The 19,805-nt window shown below is 37.6% G+C and carries 16 protein-coding genes and 1 pseudogene; 10 read left to right on the forward strand and 7 right to left on the reverse strand.

Annotated elements, in window-relative coordinates; all coding sequences use genetic code 11:
* Positions 1 to 184: 184 nt before the first annotated feature.
* Positions 185 to 1,633, forward strand: coding sequence for an outer membrane homotrimeric porin (locus tag ACYQ0O_RS07310; protein WP_459891779.1), 1,449 nt, complete (start codon positions 185 to 187; stop codon positions 1,631 to 1,633).
* Between the two features lie 58 nt (positions 1,634 to 1,691).
* On the opposite strand, the pseudogene ACYQ0O_RS07315 reads toward ACYQ0O_RS07310, so the two are convergent.
* The 4 genes and pseudogenes from ACYQ0O_RS07315 to ACYQ0O_RS07330 all read right to left on the reverse strand — a co-directional run bounded on the left by ACYQ0O_RS07315 (position 1,692) and on the right by ACYQ0O_RS07330 (position 6,462).
* Positions 1,692 to 2,524: pseudogene (locus ACYQ0O_RS07315) on the reverse strand (ATP-binding protein).
* Positions 2,470 to 2,862 (reverse strand): ATP-binding protein, encoded by a 393-nt coding sequence (locus ACYQ0O_RS07320; protein ID WP_459891780.1) that lies wholly within the window; start codon positions 2,860 to 2,862, stop codon positions 2,470 to 2,472. The pseudogene ACYQ0O_RS07315 and the gene ACYQ0O_RS07320 overlap by 55 nt, the downstream one beginning before the upstream one ends.
* A 236-nt stretch (positions 2,863 to 3,098) precedes the next feature.
* A complete protein-coding gene (locus ACYQ0O_RS07325) occupies positions 3,099 to 4,901 on the reverse strand; it encodes an FG-GAP repeat domain-containing protein (RefSeq protein ID WP_459891782.1) in 1,803 nt (600 codons plus the stop codon).
* 91 nt (positions 4,902 to 4,992) lie between these two features.
* Positions 4,993 to 6,462, reverse strand: a complete 1,470-nt coding sequence (locus tag ACYQ0O_RS07330) for a hypothetical protein (protein WP_075069863.1) — start codon at positions 6,460 to 6,462, stop codon at positions 4,993 to 4,995.
* 341 nt (positions 6,463 to 6,803) lie between these two features.
* On the opposite strand from ACYQ0O_RS07330, the gene ACYQ0O_RS07335 reads away from it, so the two are divergent.
* From ACYQ0O_RS07335 to ACYQ0O_RS07370, 8 genes are read left to right on the forward strand one after another with little or no spacing between them, the layout of a single operon-like run.
* Positions 6,804 to 7,280 carry a hydrogenase maturation protease gene (locus ACYQ0O_RS07335; RefSeq protein WP_459891783.1) on the forward strand — a complete coding sequence of 159 codons (477 nt, stop codon included), beginning with the start codon at positions 6,804 to 6,806 and terminating at the stop codon, positions 7,278 to 7,280.
* Positions 7,281 to 7,283: 3 nt separating this feature from the next.
* Positions 7,284 to 7,772, forward strand: coding sequence for a helix-turn-helix domain-containing protein (locus ACYQ0O_RS13300; RefSeq protein ID WP_487247194.1), 489 nt, complete (start codon positions 7,284 to 7,286; stop codon positions 7,770 to 7,772).
* A 57-nt stretch (positions 7,773 to 7,829) separates the two neighbouring features.
* Entirely contained in the window at positions 7,830 to 10,646 is a 2,817-nt protein-coding gene (locus tag ACYQ0O_RS07345) for a 4Fe-4S binding protein (protein WP_487247195.1), read from the forward strand.
* 11 nt (positions 10,647 to 10,657) lie between these two features.
* A complete protein-coding gene (locus ACYQ0O_RS07350) occupies positions 10,658 to 11,077 on the forward strand; it encodes a hydrogenase iron-sulfur subunit (RefSeq protein ID WP_459891784.1) in 420 nt (139 codons plus the stop codon).
* A gap of 23 nt (positions 11,078 to 11,100) precedes the next feature.
* Positions 11,101 to 12,417: a (Fe-S)-binding protein gene (locus ACYQ0O_RS07355; protein WP_459891785.1), complete on the forward strand. Its 1,317-nt coding sequence runs from the start codon at positions 11,101 to 11,103 to the stop codon at positions 12,415 to 12,417.
* Positions 12,418 to 12,461: 44 nt separating this feature from the next.
* Positions 12,462 to 13,574 (forward strand): Coenzyme F420 hydrogenase/dehydrogenase, beta subunit C-terminal domain, encoded by a 1,113-nt coding sequence (locus ACYQ0O_RS07360; RefSeq protein WP_459891786.1) that lies wholly within the window; start codon positions 12,462 to 12,464, stop codon positions 13,572 to 13,574.
* Between the two features lie 19 nt (positions 13,575 to 13,593).
* Positions 13,594 to 14,529 carry an NADH-quinone oxidoreductase subunit B family protein gene (locus ACYQ0O_RS07365; protein ID WP_459891787.1) on the forward strand — a complete coding sequence of 312 codons (936 nt, stop codon included), beginning with the start codon at positions 13,594 to 13,596 and terminating at the stop codon, positions 14,527 to 14,529.
* Positions 14,530 to 14,542: 13 nt separating this feature from the next.
* A complete protein-coding gene (locus tag ACYQ0O_RS07370) occupies positions 14,543 to 15,892 on the forward strand; it encodes a Ni/Fe hydrogenase subunit alpha (RefSeq protein ID WP_459891788.1) in 1,350 nt (449 codons plus the stop codon).
* A gap of 197 nt (positions 15,893 to 16,089) precedes the next feature.
* Here the strand turns inward: ACYQ0O_RS07370 and ACYQ0O_RS07375 are convergent, their stop codons facing one another.
* The 3 genes from ACYQ0O_RS07375 to ACYQ0O_RS07385 all read right to left on the reverse strand — a co-directional run bounded on the left by ACYQ0O_RS07375 (position 16,090) and on the right by ACYQ0O_RS07385 (position 18,400).
* Positions 16,090 to 16,479 carry a YidH family protein gene (locus ACYQ0O_RS07375; protein ID WP_459891789.1) on the reverse strand — a complete coding sequence of 130 codons (390 nt, stop codon included), beginning with the start codon at positions 16,477 to 16,479 and terminating at the stop codon, positions 16,090 to 16,092.
* 120 nt (positions 16,480 to 16,599) lie between these two features.
* On the reverse strand, positions 16,600 to 17,043 hold the full coding sequence (locus tag ACYQ0O_RS07380) for a DMT family transporter (protein ID WP_075069869.1): 444 nt from the start codon (positions 17,041 to 17,043) through the stop codon (positions 16,600 to 16,602).
* Positions 17,044 to 17,077: 34 nt separating this feature from the next.
* Positions 17,078 to 18,400, reverse strand: coding sequence for a CoA activase (locus tag ACYQ0O_RS07385; protein ID WP_459891790.1), 1,323 nt, complete (start codon positions 18,398 to 18,400; stop codon positions 17,078 to 17,080).
* Positions 18,401 to 18,793: 393 nt separating this feature from the next.
* On the opposite strand from ACYQ0O_RS07385, the gene ACYQ0O_RS07390 reads away from it, so the two are divergent.
* Positions 18,794 to 19,792 carry a DnaJ C-terminal domain-containing protein gene (locus tag ACYQ0O_RS07390; RefSeq protein WP_459891791.1) on the forward strand — a complete coding sequence of 333 codons (999 nt, stop codon included), beginning with the start codon at positions 18,794 to 18,796 and terminating at the stop codon, positions 19,790 to 19,792.
* The last annotated feature ends 13 nt before the right edge of the window (positions 19,793 to 19,805 follow it).

Genomic DNA, 19,805 nt, shown 5'->3' on the forward strand with positions numbered 1-19,805 from the left:
AATAATCGGAGCTAAAGAAATAGGCAAATCTTAGAAAAAGTCGGTTAAAAAATTTTTACTGTAAAAATTTTTTAACTTTTTGCAAAATTTTGCTTGATTTTGGTTTAAACTTGTTTATAAATACTTTTCAGGTCGGTGGCGTCAGGTTAGTTTAATAAAAAATAGCAGAAGGAGGAAGTTGGGTATGAAGAAGTTACTTTTAGCAGTGCTGGCAGGTGCATTTATCCTGTCTTATGCCCTTACAGCATCTGCAACTGAGATTAAGACTTATGGTTTTTATAGGGCCTTTGTATCTCACGTGACCAATTATACTTTTGATGATGACACAGATGGGAATGAATTTACAGCAGCTCAAAGGCTGAGACCTTACTTTGATTTTGTAGCCAACGAGAATTTGAAGGCAACATTGGCATTGGAATGGGATACCACATGGGGTAAGAAAAACGTATGGCAAGATTATAAAAATGCTGGTGGTTCCACAGGTATGGATGTTGCCAGGGTTACAGAACTAAAGAGGGCATATCTTACCTTTAAGTGGCCCAATACTGATATTTTGATCAAAGTTGGAGCCCAGGGCATGGCACTACCTGGGACCTTTGGCGCAAGCCCTGTTCTCTGTAGTGACATCACTGGGGCAGTTGTGAATGCTCCAATTAATGATATGTTTGGTGTAACCCTTGGATGGGCGAGGCCATGGTTTAATGAAGATGGTAATGCCGGTATTGGAGCAGGTAGTGGTGAAGCAATAGATGCACTGTTTATGGCATTGCCTGTAAAATTAGAAGGTATTAATATTACTCCTTATTTCTTGTATGCATTTATAGGGGATCATGCTCTTACTTCCAAGCCCACAGAAGCTTTTGTATACAGCGGTGCAGCGTTAACTCATTTGAACAACTTGAATTTGGATGATTCATATCTGTGGTATGCAGCTTTGACCTATAAAATTTCCATGTTTGATCCATTAGTGATTAAGGGAAGTTTTATATATGGTGAGTTAAACAGTGACATTAGTTACACTGATCCTGCAACTGGTAAAAAATATGGTGATGTAGCAGATAGGTCTGGTTGGTATGTTGACTTGGCCATTGACTACAAAATGGATATGATGACTCCAAGTGTTTATGGATACTACTTCTCTGGGGATGATGACGATCCAATGGATGGTAGTGAAACCCTACCCTTGCTTGCTACAGATGGTTGGTGGACAACTCCGGGTGGATGGGCTGTAGGTCAGACCACTGAATTTTTCTTTAATGATAATAACTACGCTATAGCCAATGGCTATCCTGATGGTTTATGGCTTATTGGATTTGCTTTGAAGGATATTTCCTTAATAGAAAACTTAAAATCTACATTTGCTATTGAATATGGACAGGGAACTATAGATAGTGATTTAGTGAAAAAACATGGAACTACTTACTTGCCTCAACATTCAGGTGTAGCATTCACTGACGAAGATTCTTTTGTCCAAATTGCTTTGGATTCTCAATACAAAATTTACGAAAACCTCTCAGCTGTTTTAGAACTGGGATATGCTCACCTAGATATGGATGACAGTACATGGGGTCAAAAGGATTATTTAGATGATGATGCTTATCTTGCAACCTTTGGTTTTGTCTACAACTTCTAAGTTAAATTAGTTATACCTGACGCCACTAAAGGGGCGGGCAAAATTGCCCGCCCCTTTTTTATTTTAGAAGCTCAGGACAAAGACTCTCTTCTATATTCTTCCAGCTTATGATTTTGTAGCTTTTTACTTTTAAGTTTTCATGTCCACCATATATCAAAAATGAATCTTTGATGGGAATCTCCTGATTTTTTAATATTTCAAAACCCTTCAAAAAATGCATTGCTATGGTTTTTGCAGATTTTATCTCTATTTGTGAAATAGATGTGATATTATCAATGATAATATCAATTTCATTTCCTCTATAATCCCTGTAGAAAAAGAGATTGGGCTCTAATACATGATTGTAGTATACCTTTAAAAGCTCAGATACCACAAAGCTTTCAAATATGCTCCCAAATAAGGGATGAAATTTTACCTGATCAATATTTTTTATGCCAACAAGATAACATAAGAGTCCTGTGTCAAGAAAATAGAGCTTTGGTGACTTAATAAGCCTTTTATTTAAATTTTTATAATATGGCCTTAATAAATAACATAACTTGCCTCCAATACACTTAACCAATTTTTAACTGTCTTTACATCTATTCCGCATTCATTTGATATTGAAGAATAATTTAATACCTGGCCTGAGCGGCCTGCACAAGTCCTTATAAATATTTCAAATAGTGAAATATCTTTAACATTTATTAGTTGTCTTACATCTCTTTCTATATATGTTGATACATAAAAGGAATAGTATTGTGTTGGATTTAGATTGTCTTTGAATATCCTTGGATAAAAACCTTTATATAGGACCTGTTCAATTTCTGGTATGTTAGAGCTATGATATACCTCATTTAAACTAAAGGCAGTAGGGTAACAATCGCAACTCTTCCAGCCAAAGATTGTGATATATTGCTAAGCATCTCAAATTGTTGAGAACCTGTTAAAACAAAAAGTCCATTTTTATTTTTTAAATCAACTATTCTCTGAAGATAAGAAAAGATTTCTGGAACCCTTTGGACCTCATCAAAGATTGCACCATCTGGATAGTTATCTAAAAATCCCTTTGGATCAGCATAAAATAGATGCCTATTATCTAAGTCCTCAAAGGACACGTATTTTTTGTCCTTAAAGAGATTAAGACATAAGGTGGTCTTTCCCGACTGCCTTGGCCCTGTAATGAAGATCACAGGATATTGTTTCACCAGTATATGTAATTGTTTTTCCGCAGTTCTTGGAATATACATGGAATTAATTTTATATGATAAAAAAATGGAATTCAAGTCCAAATTTTTACAAGAAAAAATTGTAGTGGTAACTAAAAGGTTAAATTAAAATTATTAGTTAGCTCAAGTTTTAATATCTGGGTTGAAATACAGATCAACTATGAGTTGAAGGAATTGGAAGATTTCAGGAGATGGCACCTATCACCTTCTATTTTTCTACAAAGCCAGGCCAATGGCCTGGCTATCTTTATTTTTTATTAGGGTATTGTTACAAGGGCACAGCCCAATCTATCCCTAACCAATAGTAAGATCTCATTGTTTGGTATAAAGGTAAAATCGAGGATATCTTTTGCCATTTTACGTGAGCGCCAGGTCTCAACTACTTCCTGACCATTCCATCTAACACCAACTAAGCTGTCTTCGGCATTTTCATTTAAAACAATCTGTTTTATCTTTGCCACACCAAAAGAAGTCCTTCTTTGTTTGTCTATCAAGAAGTTTTGATTTGCATATTCGTGTTTAAATACAAATCTCCTATAAGCAAAGTAGGTTTTTGATGTTTCTTTAGTAAAACCTCCTAAGTACTTGGGTTCCTTTAATTTAACTCTAAATGGAGTTACCTCAAAATCACCATAGGATCTGTCAGATATAGCTTCAACTTTCTCAGTGGGTGCATAATAGACTGTTATAAAATTAGTGGGTTCCAGGATAATTATGTGATCTTTATCTCCTGGAATAAGATTAAACTGATAGATACAATATACATCTTTGGCTGGATTATAGGGAGTTATATTGAATTTATGGGTAGAGTTATTCCATATAAGACGAAAGATGTCTCCATCATATGGATCAGTATCTCCCTTTTGCTGTGCTAACAAGACCTTTTTACCTGATCTATCTTCTATTACTCGCAAATAATAAGGAAAATTTTTTACCAGAGGAATAAGGGAGTTGTCTTTGTTGGTTAAAATCATGGAACATAGCTCAGTGTTATCGGCATCTAATTCCTGTACTTTTCTACCCAGGGTAACCATAAGCTCATCTTTTCCATCCTTGTCAATATCCATGGCATGGAGGTTTAATGGAATAAGGTCTTCTTTAAATATATATTGAAACTCGCGACTTACACCATCAGGTGTATATTTAACAACGTAAACACCTTTGTTGTTAAGTAGAGCAAGCTCTACTCCATTTTTGAGTATATTACATGAAACCAGTCTTACATAATGTCCCCTCACTCTTAAAAAGCGGCGTCTTTTGGGGGCTTGTGGACTAACGAAGTTTGCTGTACCTTTAAAAGAGGTAGATGGTAATTTATAACTGAGTTCCTTTTGCATTCCTTGCGAAGGTCCTATGTTTTGTTTTAATTCCCCTCTTTCAGCTAATTTTGTTGCAGTTCTCAGCAATATTGGAAACCCAGGAGGTTCATATGTTGCCAATTTTTTCTTATATGTAAATGTCTTTGTAAATAGGGTATTTCCACTGTAAATAGAACAAATTTTTATTGAGATTAGATGATTGTCATATTCAAGGCGAAGTAACACTCCATATCCTGGTTGTGGATTTACTAGATTATGCTTAAATAGTTCAACTACTTGATAGTTGGAAGAGATAAGTGATTTAAGTAATTCCTGGTAAATACTTATACTATTTTTATTTTGTATGTTTGTGTACAAATAAATAACTGGTGCACTGGGTATTGTAACTGGATCTCCTATTTTGGGTTCAGGTCCTAATTCATACATTATATGTGCCAGGACTTTATTTTGGAAAAATGATGATACTTTGATTACTGCAGATTGTGGTAATAAATATAATGGAATATTTTTTTGTCTGTGGAGTATTAATAGTTCTTCACCTCTGGTAGTTTTAATTTTGTTTTTAGGAAATACAACTCTTTTGCCGTATTTTTCTGATATGTTAGAGATAAGCCTGTATTGAGATGGATAGTGGTTATTTAAATAGTGAATTACATCTTTTATATTATTAGAATATCCAAAACTAACTAGAGGTATACAAAGGGTACACAACAAAGAGTAAATGAAAACTTTTTTTATCATGCCATATCCTTTTGGTTTTATGGTAGTTGTAAACATCAAAAAAAGGGGCTGGATTTCAGCCCCTTTTAAAACTAACCAGTAGTTATTTGAGTTAGAACTTCCAGATCATCTCAACAGTATCCATTATGGCAGCATTGTCATAATCGTCTCCAGCTAAGTCTTCGACGGCATCATCTGGATCAAAGTATGAGAATACGTTTCCAAGGGAAAAGTGTTTGTTGAAGTGATATGTAAGCTGCAAATCAAATTCCCAGCCAACACTATCATCTATCTTCTTACCATATACATCTTCCAAAGCACCTGTCTCATCAAACCAGAAATACTGGAACTGGGTCTTGTAGGAGAACTGATCCATTGCACCCTTACAACCAATACCCAGAGAATACATACCAGGATTATATGCAGAACCTGAACCACTTATACCACCATAACCTGTTTCTTTCCCTCCTAACATGGCAAAATCATTAGCATATAGGTGAGACCCTAGGATAGGAACATATTTGTAAATAAAAGCATTTTCCATGCCAAAGGTAGGAGCATATCTGGAAATGTTAGTAATTGGGTTATATGCATCGATATTGTCGTCATTTGCATCGTCATCACCAGACATATAATAACCACCCACATAAGGCTTGAATGCCTTTGACAAATCAAGCTCCAGGGATGCGAAACCAGCATATGCAGAGATGTCTAAGTCAGTATAGGTCTTCCCATTTGGTGTAGTAAGCTTTTCTTTATTACCAACTGCATATACAAACTCTGCCCTTGGTACAATTATACCTATTTTCCCATATACCTCTGCACCAAAATAATTAACTGTTGCTCCCATCATGTCATTGTCGCTGTATGCATAGAATGGGGAAAAGTTTAGCCCAGCAACAGGGACAGTCAATTTTAAGGTATATACATTCCAGTCCAATGCATCTCCGTCAGTTACACCTACATTTCCAATGTCATCATATACAAAAAGGTCTAATATCTCATAGGAAACGCCAGCGATTTTACCTTTAAGACCAATATATGGGTGATCATCACCATATAGTACACCACCTGTCTTTAAATCTAGGAACTTGGTCTGCCAACCAGTTTCCAATTTAGTGGGAACACCCATGGAAGAAAAATCGTAAGTGAATTCAAGTTTTTCCACTCCAAAGCTGTTACCAGACATTCCATTTGCCCTTTCTATATCTTCAAGTCCTCCTGATCTTTCACCCCTGTCAGTATTTCTCTTGTCATAGGTTAAATCAGATTCTAAGATGGCCAGAAAATTCCAGTTCTCTCCACCACCCTTAAAACCAAGCCTAAACTCACTTCTAACACTTATATCATCATCACCTGCAAACCCATTTTCATCTAAAGTGAAGTCATAAGGGGTATCGTCGTCATTAAAATCCACGTTTTTACTATACATTGGGTAGGTCTTTAAGCTGCCAAATATCTGAATATCAACATCCTTGCTCGCAGCACTCACCTTACCTGTTCCCATTTTTGCGAAACAGAGAACTGGTGAAATCATCAGTATTGTGAGACTGATTAAAAGTATCTTTTTTACCTTAGCCATAACCTCCTCCTATTACTTTTAGTTTTCATCCTTTTGCTCCCTGAAACCTTTAATACGAGCCCAATCTCTTAACTGGTATCCCACATATCCCTTCCTCCTTTTTTTTGTTATATATTTACATAACTAGTCAACTAAAATAATTTTAGTTTTCAAAATTAATAACTCTAAACTCTGTTTTTATCAAGATTTTTTTTGATTTTATGTAGATAATTTTTTGTAAAGAATTTATGCGTATTATGCAAAAAATAAAAATTTATTTTTAAAATACTTGACTTAAAATTAAACAAATTGCATAATAAGCTAAAAGCAATAATTATTCTTTGTGGAAAAAGGGATTATTTATGAAAAACAAGGTTTTTGTTTTGGGGTGTGGGAATCCTTTGTTTGGGGATGATGGTTTTGGACCTGCTTTTATTGATTATTTTAATTTACATTTTAAACACAGGGTTGGGCCAAATGTTGAAGTTATTGATATGGGTACTGCTGTTAGGGATTTTTTATTTGATATACTGCTTTTCAAAGCCAAGCCAAAAAAGATAATAATTGTTGATGCCCACACGGGTAATTTTAAGCCAGGGGAGATAACTCAGCTTGATCTAGATGAGATATCCCCAAAAAAGATTTCAGATTTTTCCCTCCATCAATTCCCCACTATAAATCTCTTGAAAGAACTTAAGCAAAACACCTCTGTGGAGGTCAAGGTCTTTGTTGTGCAGACAGAATTTGTGCCAGATAAGGTATTGCCTGGCCTGAGTAATAGTGTATCAAAGGCAATACCTAAAATGTGTGAAATCATAATAAAAGAGTGTGAGGAGTAGCTTATGGTTAGATTTAAGGTGGTAGATATTGCCAGGGTATTTGGTGTCCATAGAAATACCATTACCAACTGGATTAGAAAGGGAACACTTAATGCCAAACCAATTGTTGGAAGAAAATATGTTATATCAGAGGAGAGGTTAAGGGCCTTTGCAAGGGAAAATAATGTATCAGATGAGATAATAAATAGTTTTATTGAGAAAAATAGGGTCCAGGATAAGTTTATTGAAGACAAGATCTTGGGAGACAAGAAGGTTAAAAATGAAATAATAGATGTCTTTCAACCTGCAACCAAGGAGAGGAAAGAGAATATGCATGAGCATAAGACAGTTGGGTCTGTGTTGGTCCTGGGGGGTGGAATAGCCGGGATTCAGACAGTCCTTGACCTTGCTGATTCAGGCTATTTTGTTCACCTTGTTGAGCGCTCTGCTGGCATTGGCGGAGTTATGGCACAGCTAGATAAGACTTTTCCCACCAATGACTGTGCCATGTGAATTATCTCACCCAAACTGGTCGAGGTCGGCCGGCACTTAAATGTTGATCTTCACACCTTGTCTGAAGTCATTGATGTATCTGGTGAACCTGGAAATTTTCAGGTAAAGATCAAAAAACATCCACGCTATGTGGATATGGACAAGTGTATTGCTTGCGGGCTTTGTGCCCAAAAATGTCCTAAAAAGGTGGATGATGAGTTTAATTATGGACTCTCAAAGAGAAAGGCCATATATATAAAGTATGGCCAATCTGTTCCTCTAAAATACGCAATTGACCCAGAAAATTGTATTTATCTAACCCGTGGAAAGTGTAGGGCTTGCGAGAAGTTTTGTCCAACAGGGGCAATAAATTTTGAAGACAAGGAAGAGGTAATCACCCTAAATGTTGGGGCAATTATTTGCGCACCAGGCTTTAAACCATTTGATCCATCATCTCTGGATTCTTTTGCATATAGAGAGATCCCAGATGTGGTTACCTCTTTGGAATATGAGAGGCTGCTTTCTGCTGGTGGTCCTTATATGGGTCATTTAGTGAGACCATCAGATGAAAAAGAGCCTCAAAAAATCGCCTGGATTCAATGTGTTGGTTCCAGGGATACCAATAGGTGCTCAAATGAATATTGTTCATCTGTTTGCTGTATGTATGCAATAAAACAGGCTCTTGTAACTAAGGAGCACCTGCCTCTAGGATCTAAAATTAAACAATCTATCTTTTATATGGATATAAGGACACATGGAAAGGAGTTTGAAAAGTATTTTGAAGACGCAAAAGTTAAGGGTGTTGAATTTGTTAGGGCAAGGCCACACACCTTAGAGCCTGGTCCAGATAATAGGGGGGTTATCTTACGCTATGTTGACGAAAATGGAGAGGTTGTAAAAGAAGAATATGATCTTGTGGTATTAAGCATTGGCCTAGAATCCCCTGAATCTGCTAAAGATTTGTCCAATACCATGGAATTTGATCTAGATGAATATAATTTTGCCAAGACATCTTCTTTTAATTTAGTTCAGACCTCAAAAAAAGGCATATATGTGACAGGTGCATTTTCAGGTCCAAAGGACATTCCCCAGGCAGTTACAGAGGCATCCACTGCAGCTGCAGAGGCAGCAAAGCTTTTATCAAGTGCCAGGGGTACCCTTACCAAGGAAAAGGTGTATCCAGAAGAGAGAGATATATCAGGAGAAGGACCCAGGATAGGAGTGTTTGTCTGTTCCTGTGGTATAAACATATCAAGTGTTGTAGATGTTAAGGAACTTGTAGAGTTCTCAAAGACGCTTCCATATGTTCACTATGTTGAAAACACCATGTTTTCGTGTTCCACTGATACTCAAAATCTAATAATTGAGAAGATAAAAGAACACAATCTAAACAGGATAGTTGTTGCAGCATGCACACCCAGGACCCATGAGCCCCTGTTTCAAGAAACCCTAAAAGACGCAGGGTTAAATGATTTCCTCGTTGAGATGGCAAATATTAGAAACCAGAATTCATGGGTGCATCAATCTGATCCCAGGGCTGCAACCATGAAGGCAAAGGATCAGATTAAAATGGCTGTTGCCAAGGCTGCCCTTGATTATCCTTTGAAAAGACAGGGGATAAAGGTGGAACAAAAGGCCCTGGTTGTTGGCGGTGGTGTATCAGGGATTAGCGCTGCACTTACTCTGGCAAATCTTGGTTATGAGTGTTATTTGATTGAAAAACAAGATGAACTTGGTGGTAATGGGTGGAAATTGGATACTACTTATCAGGGCGAAAAGATTGGTCCCTGGCTTAGGGCCCAGGTGCACAGGGTAGAAAATCATCCCAAAATAGAGGTAATTAAAGGAGCAACAATAAAAAGTGTTCATGGCTCCATAGGGAATTTTTCAGCTCAAATAGATGTTCAGGGTGTAACCAGGGAGCTAAGGTTTGGTGCTGCTGTTGTATGTGTTGGAGGTGCTGAATTTAAGCCAAGTGAGTACCTGTATGGTCAGGATGATAGGGTGGTGACATCGTTGGAATTTGAGGAAAAACTCATGTCCAGAAAGATTGATCCCTCTAATTTAAATTCTATTGTTTTTATCCAGTGTGTGGGTTCAAGGGAAGGTAAAAGGCCCTATTGTAGTAGGGTATGTTGTACCCATACAATGCAAGATGCCATTAAATTAAAGGAAAAGAATCCTGATATGCAGATTTATGTACTTTATAGAGATATAAGGACCTATGGAGTTAGGGAAAAGCTCTATAAAAAGGCCAGGGATATGGGGGTTATATTTATTAGATACTCAGTTGACAAAAAACCTCAAGTTAGTTCCATGGGTTCTGAACTTGTAATAAATATAGAAGATCCCATTTTAAAGATGCCAGTAGAGATTTATGCAGACTATATATGTTTAGCAACAGGTATAGTTCCAACAGATAGTAACAGTGAAGTATGTGAATTATTTAAATTGAGCAAAAATGCAGAAGGGTTTATTGATGAAGCCCATCCAAAACTAAGGCCAGTGGATTCTTCCACAGATGGGGTATTCATTGCTGGACTTTGTAACTACCCAAAATCAATTGATGAGTCCATAGCACAGGCAAAGGCAGCTGCAGCCCGGGCATCAATTGTTCTCTCAAAAGAGTTCTTGGAACTAGATGCAATAAAATCATTTGTTACTGATAGATGTGATGGATGTGGATTATGTGTGGATGTATGTCCGTACAATGCGCTAAAACTTACGGAAATTACAGATATTGATGGTCAAATAAAGAAAAGGATTTCTCCAGATCCAGCACTGTGTAAGGGTTGTGGACTTTGTGAGGCCACCTGTCCAAAGGGTGGTATATTGGTTCACGGCTTTACCCTGGGACAGATTGAAACACAGGTAGAAACCCTTCTAAATTCTTAAGGAGTTTTGATATGAAAGATAATTTTGAGCCTATAATAGTGGGATTTTTATGTAACTGGTGTGCCTATGCTGGGGCAGATTTGGCAGGGGTATCAAGGCTTCAGTACCCTCCAAACATGAGGCCAATCAGGGTTATGTGCTCTGGTATGGTTCCTCCTGAAACAGTTGTCAAGGCACTAAAATTAGGTGCAGATGGTGTCATGGTTATGGGGTGACATTTAGGTGAATGTCATTACCAGGATGGTAATTATAAGGCAAAAAATAGGTCTAAGGCAATAAAAATTGCCTTAGAAGAGATGGGTATTAATCCAGATAGATTTACAATTGAGTGGGTATCATCTGCTGAGGCCCCCAGATTTGCTAAGTTGGTTACTGAGTTCGTTGAGAAGATAAAGGGAATTGGACCAAATCCCTTAAAAAATAAAGGGTAATTGTACCTTGGAGGCAATATATTATGGATAATAAAATAGTTCTTGGAAAAAAGAAAAAGAGCTTTTTTAAGGATAAGGTTATGGAGTTGCTCCCTGAGGGGGGTAATCTAAATAGCTGTCTTACCTGCGGTGCATGTTCCTCTGGATGTCCGGCATCAGGTCTGGAGGATATGGATCCAAGGAAGTTTTTGAGACTTGCAGCACTTGGAATGGACGAAATTGTAACTACCACACCTTGGGTGTGGATGTGTTCAATGTGCCAGAGGTGTATATATGTATGCCCGATGAAGATCGATATTCCTCAACTGGTGTATTATGCAAGACAGGCCTGGCCCAGGGAAAAAAGACCCACAGGAATTTTAAAGTCATGTGATATTGCATTAAAACACGATACATGTAGTGCAATGGGTGCATCTGAAGAAGATTTCCAGTTTGTTGTTGAAGATGTCTTAGATGAATACAGGGCGGCACAGCCTGAATTTGCTGAGATGAAGGCACCAATAAACAAAAAGGGCGCAGAATTTTACTTAAATCAAAACTCAAGGGAGCCAGTTACTGAACCAGATGAGATGGTGCCTTTATGGAAAATATTACACCTTGCAGGGGCCAACTGGACCTATGGGACTAAAGGTTGGGCAGCTGAAAACTATTGTATGTTTTTGGCAGATGATGAGTCCTGGGAAAAAATAGTTCGTACAAAGGCAAAGGCAGTGGAAGATTTGGGATGCAGGGTGTGGCTAAATACCGAGTGAGGACACGAGCTATTTGCAGTTCGGTCTGGACTGCAGAAATTCAATATCTCCCACAACTTTGAGATAAAATCCATTATCCAGTACTATGCAAAATGGATAAGGGAAGGAAAACTCAAAGTATCCTCTGATTGGAACAAAGATTTAAAGATCAAGTTTACTGTCCAGGACCCCTGCCAGTTGGTTAGAAAATCCTTTGGTGATCCTGTTGCTGAAGAGTTGAGATTTGTTATTAAATCATGTGTTGGTGAAGAGAATTTTGTAGATATGTACCCAAATAAATCAAATAATTATTGTTGCGGTGGCGGCGGTGGATATTTGCAATCTGGATACACAAATGCAAGGAGAAAATATGGGAGCTTAAAGGCAGAGCAGATTCTGGCAACAGGTGCAAGCTATTGTATAACTCCATGTCATAATTGTCATGCCCAGATCCACGATTTGAGTGAACAATATGGACATAAGTGGCATACAGTACATCTGTGGACAATCATTTGTCTATCCCTTGGTGTCCTTGGTCCAAATGAAAGGGAATATCTTGGTGAGGATTTAAAGGATGTATGGGTATTTCATCCTGAATCAGCAATGTAAGGGGATAAAATTTTTATGCAAGGCAACTGGTATTAGGAGGCGTTATGAAAACTTTTTTTAATCTTATGCAAGAAGTACAAAAGACCGGGAAGTGCCATCACTGTGGTGGTTGCGTGGCCTTTTGTGATGCCTTAAATTATGGTGCCCTTGAGATTGGGCAAGATGGTATTCCCAGGTATAAAGATATAGAAAAGTGCATTGAGTGCGGACTTTGCTATACAATTTGTCCGGAGATACACGAATTAGATGAAGAACTGAAACGTAAGTTAAAGTGGAGTGAGCCAATTGGTAGGGTAATTAGTTCCCGGTCTGTTAGATCTAAAGATGAAAATATAAGACAGATGGCCACAGATGGTGGTGCTGTAACAGCACTCCTTTTATATCTTTTTGATACAGGTCAAATAAATGGGGCAATAGTAACACAAAAACAGGGAAAGTTTGAAAGGGTTCCTCATTTGGCAACTACAAGGGAAGAGATAATTGAATCTGCTGGATTCTTTTTTGAAACCTCCCATGGAGTCCACAACTTTTCCAAGAGGTATTCTGAACACGCCACAGTTGAGGCCTTTCACGATTTACGAAAAAAGGGCCTAACCAGGGTAGCCTTAGTTGCCAGTCCCTGCCAGGTATTGGCCTTTAGAAAAATGGAGCTACTTGGAGTTACCCCTTCAGACTCAATAAGATTTTGTTTTGGGCTGTTTTGTTCTGGGAATTTTGAATTTAATGAAGAAAATAGAAAAATACTAGCTGATAAATTTAATTTTTCTTGGGATGATGTTGAAAAAGTCAATGTAAAAGAAGAGCTGTATCTCTATTTAAAAGACGGGTCAAAACTCTCCATCTCTCTTGATGAACTTGATTTTATGAAAAAATATGCATGCAAACTCTGTTTGGACTACACAGCCCAATTTTCAGACATATCCTTTGGAGGACTTGGTTCAAACGACGGATGGACAACTGTACTTGCAAGGACACCAAAGGGTAGGGCATCACTTGAGAGTGCAATAGGTGTTACATTAGAAGAATATAACTATTCCAATCATCCAAATTACATAACCGATATGCTCTATAAAATACACACACAGGCAGCCAAAAAGAAAAGGCAATCCAGACAGAGGCTGAGGAATTTAGGTAAATCAATTAGGGTTGGAATGTAAATTTAATAGGGGGCAAATGATGACCATTAAAGTAGTGAGTGAGTGGCTAAATGCATGCTCTGGGTGTGAAATAGCAATAGTAGATATGGGACTTAAGCTTCTGGAAGTTCTTGAGCATGTAGAATTTGTCCATATACCAGTTTTGATGGACCACAAATATCACGGTCAATTGGGTGATGGAAATCACCATGATATAGATATACCAGAAGCAGATCTCGGGATAATCTCTGGGTCTGTGAGAAATGAGGAACATGTGGAAATAGCAAAAAAGATAAGGGAAAAATGTAATATTGTAATTGGTCTTGGCACATGTGCTACCCACGGTGGAATACCCGCCCTTGCTAATTCCTATGGAGCTAAAGAAACACTTAAAAGATACTATTCCACTGAAACAACAGATATACCTGAAAAATATCCAGATGAAGGGTTGCCTCCTCTACTTGATAGGTGTTATGCCTTAGATGAGGTAATTTCAGTAGATCTCAACTTTCCAGGTTGCCCTCCCCATCCAGATTTAATTTTTAAGGCACTTATCTCTTTAGTGAATGGAGACAAGATAGAACTCCCAGAAAAGAGTGTTTGTGAGTTTTGTCCAACCAAAAGGCTGGGTAAGGGGAATGTATCCAGGTTATCTAGATTTACTGTGAAACCAGAGGAAATTGATTACAACAAACCCTTATCTGAGATGAGGTGTTTTATTGAGCAGGGATTTCTTTGTATGGGACCTGTGACCAGGGCTGGATGCGGTGGGGATAGTTTTGTTCCAAGGTGTATATCAGCAAGGGTCCCCTGCAGGGGTTGTAATGGCCCTGTAAAACATGATGGAAATCAGATGCTGGATATTTTAGCTGCCCTGGCCTCCAATGGGGTGGATATAGACTCTATCCCGGAATATTCTTCGCTGAATAGATTTTGTGGAGGTCATGGAAATCTTAGACCAAAATTAAATTTGTAGGAGGCCAAAATATATGGGAAAGGTAATAAATATAGCGCCTATAACCAGAATAGAAGGACATGCTTCCATTGTGATTAAGCTTGATGATAATGGGAATGTGGAAGACTCTAAAGTCCATATTATGTCTCTTCGTGGTTTTGAAAAATTTGTCGAAGGTAAACCAGCAGAAGAGTTACCCAGGATTGTAAACAGGATATGCGGAATCTGTCCATGGCACCATCACCTTGCATCAAATAAGGCGGTTGACAGGTGTTTTGGAGTGACTCCTCCACCTGCTGGACAAAAATTAAGGGAGCTTATGCAGATTATATCCCATGCTGAGGATAAGCTTTTACACTTCTTTTTTCTTGCTGCTGCTGATTTTGTGATTGGTCCAGATAGTGATTATTCTGTTAGAAATGTAATTGGGATAGCAAAGGCAAATCCTGAACTTGCCCAGAAGGTTGTCTCAATGAGATACAAGGCAAAAATGATATTGGAGAAGTTTGCTGGTAAGGCAATTCATCCAGTTGCAGGGGTGGTTGGTGGATTTGCAAAGCCCATGGGTGAAGAAGATAGACAGGAAATCTTAAAACAGATGCAGGAGATTTTGGATTTTGCCCTGTTTACCATTGATTTTGCCAAAAAAGATATATTTCCAAAATATCTCGATGTAATCCAGAATGTTGGGGTTATAAACACAGGCTTTATTGGAACTGTAGATCAAGACGGGGCACTTAACCTGTATGATGGAAATTTAAGGATAATGAAATCAGATGGATCATATACAGACTTTGATCCCCAGGAATATACAAATTACATTGGTGAGCACGTGGAGCCATATTCATATGGGAAAATGCCCTATGCCAGGTTCTGGAACGAGGGATTTTCCCTGGATCTTGATAATCCAAAAGGAATATACAGATCTAACTGTCTGGCCAGAATCAATGTGTGTGACAGGATAAAAACCCCCAGGGCACAGGCAGAACTGGAAGAATTCAGAGAAAAGTTTGGACGACCAGCCCAGGCAACATTGCTTTATCACTGGGCAAGGCTCATTGAAGAGGTATATGCGTGCGAGAGGGCAATTGAGTTGTTAAATGATATTGATATAACTGATACGAATATTAGAACAGATGCAACACCCAAGGCAGGTAGGGGAGTTGGATGTGTTGAGGCACCAAGGGGAACCCTTATCCACGACTACACAACAGATGAAAAAGGATTGATTGTTAGAGCCAATATGATAGTTGGAACAACCCATAATCTTGGGCCAATTAATTTAAGTGTGAAACAGGCTGCAAAGACATTGATAAAAGATGGAAAAGTGGACGAAGGGATTTTAAACAAGGTGGAGATGGCAGTTCGTGCCTATGATCCGTGAATATCCTGTGCCACACACCGCCTGGATGGCGGCATCCCTGTAAATGTTAAAGTAATTGATAATAAGGGAAGTATAGTTTTTGAGGGAAAAAATTAAAATAAATTAAGAAAGAATAAAAGTAAAGACTGCCCAACAGACTTCCAGGGTGTTGGGCAGTTTAATTTTTTGTAAAAATTTAGATACAATTCAGTTACTGATTAGCTGTACGAAGAGATTAAATAAACAACCATTAAAATCCCCAGGGTTCCAAGGAGAAGGGATATCATTATGTCAGGGACAATAGACGGTCTAAATACATCTTCAAGTATATCCCTTTGAACTTTGATAAATCTATAAGTGGCCAGCAGAGACACTGCAACTCCCAATAATACCAGGAACAAACCAGCATAAAGGATACAATGACATCTGAAAGATATATTTTCTCCTGCCAGTGGAGTTTCAAATTTTTCAATAACAAAGCCAAATGCCATTATACCAATTGATGTCCTTATCCATGCAAGAAATGTCCTCTCATTTGCAAGTAACAGACGTCGATTTTTGTTTACATTCTGTGAAGGAGTTTCTTTTAAAATCTTGCGAAAAAACATAGTTACTCCTGATTGTTAATAGTGTGTTCTTATTTTATATCTATTATAAGGGTTATGGTCAAGCCCTTTTAACAAAGGGACTGTTATGGAGGGTAATTATAAAAATTATATATATTAAAATTAAAAATATTTTACCAGTCCAACACCAACAGCAATAAAAACAACCCCAATTATTCTAATAAAAGATACAGGATGTTTGGGGTAGCCCAGGATACCAAAATGATCGTAAAAGATTGAGGCTATCATCTGGCCTGCAATAAATAGTGCAAACATGGTGGTTGCGCCCAGTTTTGGCACAGCAAATATGGTTACAGTTACTAAAAACGCCCCTAAAAGCCCGCCTAAATATGCCCACCATGGTACATTGCCAAAGGATATGGTATCTGATGGGTATAGCTTAAATGCAAAGATAAAAATAAACAGGCCAATTGATCCAACCACAAAGGATATAAGGGCAGCAAGGAGATTGCTCTTTAAATATTCGCTTAAGATATAATTTATACCTGCCTGGGTTGTGGCAAAGATTCCAGAGATGAGAACTAGAATCATTATAAACAGTTTCATAATCCCTCCGTATTTTGATCAGTATTTTGTCTAGTTAATGTAATTTTTGTTTTCGTAAACTTGCCTGATACATAAATGTTCTAAGTGTTATCTCCCTATTTGGTTGAATAGTTCCATCATAAGGTGCGTCAATATAAGGCACATGTTTTTTCTTTAAAATAGGCTTTAATATTGCAGATGTAATTGTAGAAGGCATGCATGTAAAAGGATATACATTGACAATTCCATGGAAGTTTTCTTCAATATAACTAAGTGCACCAGAAATGCTAAGACATGCCTCAGTTCCAACTTCAAAAGAATATATGGAGCTACTTTCCAGTTTTTCTTTTAAATGTGATATTTCGTGGTCCACATGAATATCCAGATATTTTGTAACTGCATCATATACCTGTTTTTGTCTTAATTTCTGATAGGATTCCTCTAGTTGTTTTCCAAGTAGTTGCTTTAAACTGAATACTACAGATTTTATCTCCTTTTCCCTAATTTGTTTTTTTATCTCCCTCTTTAATTTTCTTATCCCTTCATAGGTAACAAAATTTACCCATTCTCCCAAAGTGGCATTTGTTACTTCACCACCATAATCTTCTATTTTTCTTATGATATTTTGATTGGATTCTGGATGTGACCTTAGGTATATCTCTCCAACTATACCTATTTGCGGTTTCCTGGGAATTTTAGGGTCAATTAACTTTGATGCCCTTTTGGCAACCTGGGATATTGAGTCGAATAACTCAGAAAAAGCCAGTGTCTTCCCTTTTTGTTTTATCAATTTTATAAGTTTCCAGAGACTTCTCTGGATCAACCTATCTGTTGAACCTTTTTCTTTTTCATATGGCCTTACCCTAAAGCATATCCTGTCCAGTGCATCAGCTAAAATTGTAGCAACATATGCAAGTTTTCTAAATTGGGTTGCGTCTTCCTTGGGGAGAATTTGTTTTGTATCATAGGAGTTTTCTGTTGAGAGATATGATATATAAACACCTTTAAATTCATGAGTTGCATCCAAAATAATTCTATGTAATTTATTGTACATACCAAAACGGCATGGTCCGTCAGATTCAGGCATAAAATAAACATACTCTTTTGAATTAAATTTATTTCCCAGTTTATTTTTTTCTTTGTTTAAGTAGTGAAATACATCACCCAATGTAACCTGGCATGGAAAACATTCTTTTGAAGATGTGTATTGTTTTCCATATGAAAGCCCCATGTAAGTATCCATAACATCAGCATCAACTGAAAATGCAGAAAAACATGCTGCAAGGAGTGGGGCACCAAATGGATGCATTTTGGGAATAAGGAGTTTTTTCCCTCTAATATCAAATTGTTTTATTTCCTGTAAGATACTGGTTTCCATTTTAAACTCCATTAATTACGATATTTGATCCATATGGTAGGTATATTTTAACTCTAAATCAAGTCTGTTTCTCCTCACAAAGATTGGGGTTGGGGTTCTGAAGCCCTGTTTTGATAGATCTGGATTAATGGGAGAATATAAAAAATTTTGCTTATATCCATTAACTCGTGAGTCTCAAGTTTTGATGTGTATGTGGTCTGTGTCTGGGGATGGTCTTCATCCTTCTACCTTCTCACTATTCACTAATCACTAATTACTAATCACTTCTTATTGACTAATTATTTTTAGAAATTACTTTATATAATGGAACTTAGGAAACAATCTGATAAGCGGAAAGAAAAACCGCTTATTTTTTTGTGCTGAAAATTTACTTTAGGGGAGGGAAAACAAAAAATGGCTGTTAAATATAAAGACTACTACAAAATCCTAGGTGTTTCCAGAAATGCCACCCAGGATGAGATAAATAAGGCCTTTAAAAAATTGGCCAAAAAATATCATCCTGATTTTAATCCAAATAACAAGGAAGCTGAAGAAAAATTCAAGGAAATAAATGAAGCATATGAGGTGTTAAAGGACCCAGAAAAGCGCAAAAGATATGATATGTTGGGTGCAAACTGGGAACATGGTCAGAACTTTGAACCACCGCCAGGATTTGAGAATGTGAGGTTTCACTTTAGAACTGGAGGTGGATCAGAAGGTTTTGAAGGATTTAGTGATTTCTTTGATCTACTTTTTGGAAATCTCTTTGGTGAAGGACAGAGTAGGGGTTTTAGAAGTGGATCTAGAAAAAGTAGGTTTTCACATGACCCTTATTCTGGCTCTGGTTCTTTTTACAGTGGTGATTTTTTTAACCAGGGTGAGGCAAAGGGTGCAGATTCAGAGGCAGAGATTGAACTGACTTTAGAAGATGCCTATAGAGGTGGCAAAAAGACAATCACCCTATCTGATGGTGCGTCCTCTAAGGTATTGACAGTAAATATTCCTCCAGGTGTTGTGGAAGGATCAAAAATTCGTCTGGCTGGTCAGGGACAAATTGGACCTAGTGGAAGAAAAGGGGATTTGTATCTTAGGGTAAAATTGCTTCCCCATTACCTGTTTAAGGTGGAAGGAAACAACGTGATTTTAGACCTTCCCTTGACTCCATGGGAAGCAGCCCTTGGATGTTCTGTGTCCATTCCCACCCTGGATGGAAGGGTAGAGTTAAAAGTGCCTCCAGGTACCAGCAGTGGTCAAAAGCTGAGACTAAAGGGAAAGGGACTTGGTAGAGGCACAAAGAAAGGAGATTTTTTTGCCAGGGTACAGATAAAGGTGCCCAAAAATCTAACACCTAAAGAAAGAGAACTTTTTGAAGAACTCAAAAAAATATCAAGTTTTAATCCAAGAAATTTTTAAAAATAATTAAAAA

The organism is Desulfothermus okinawensis JCM 13304 (assembly GCF_054654515.1).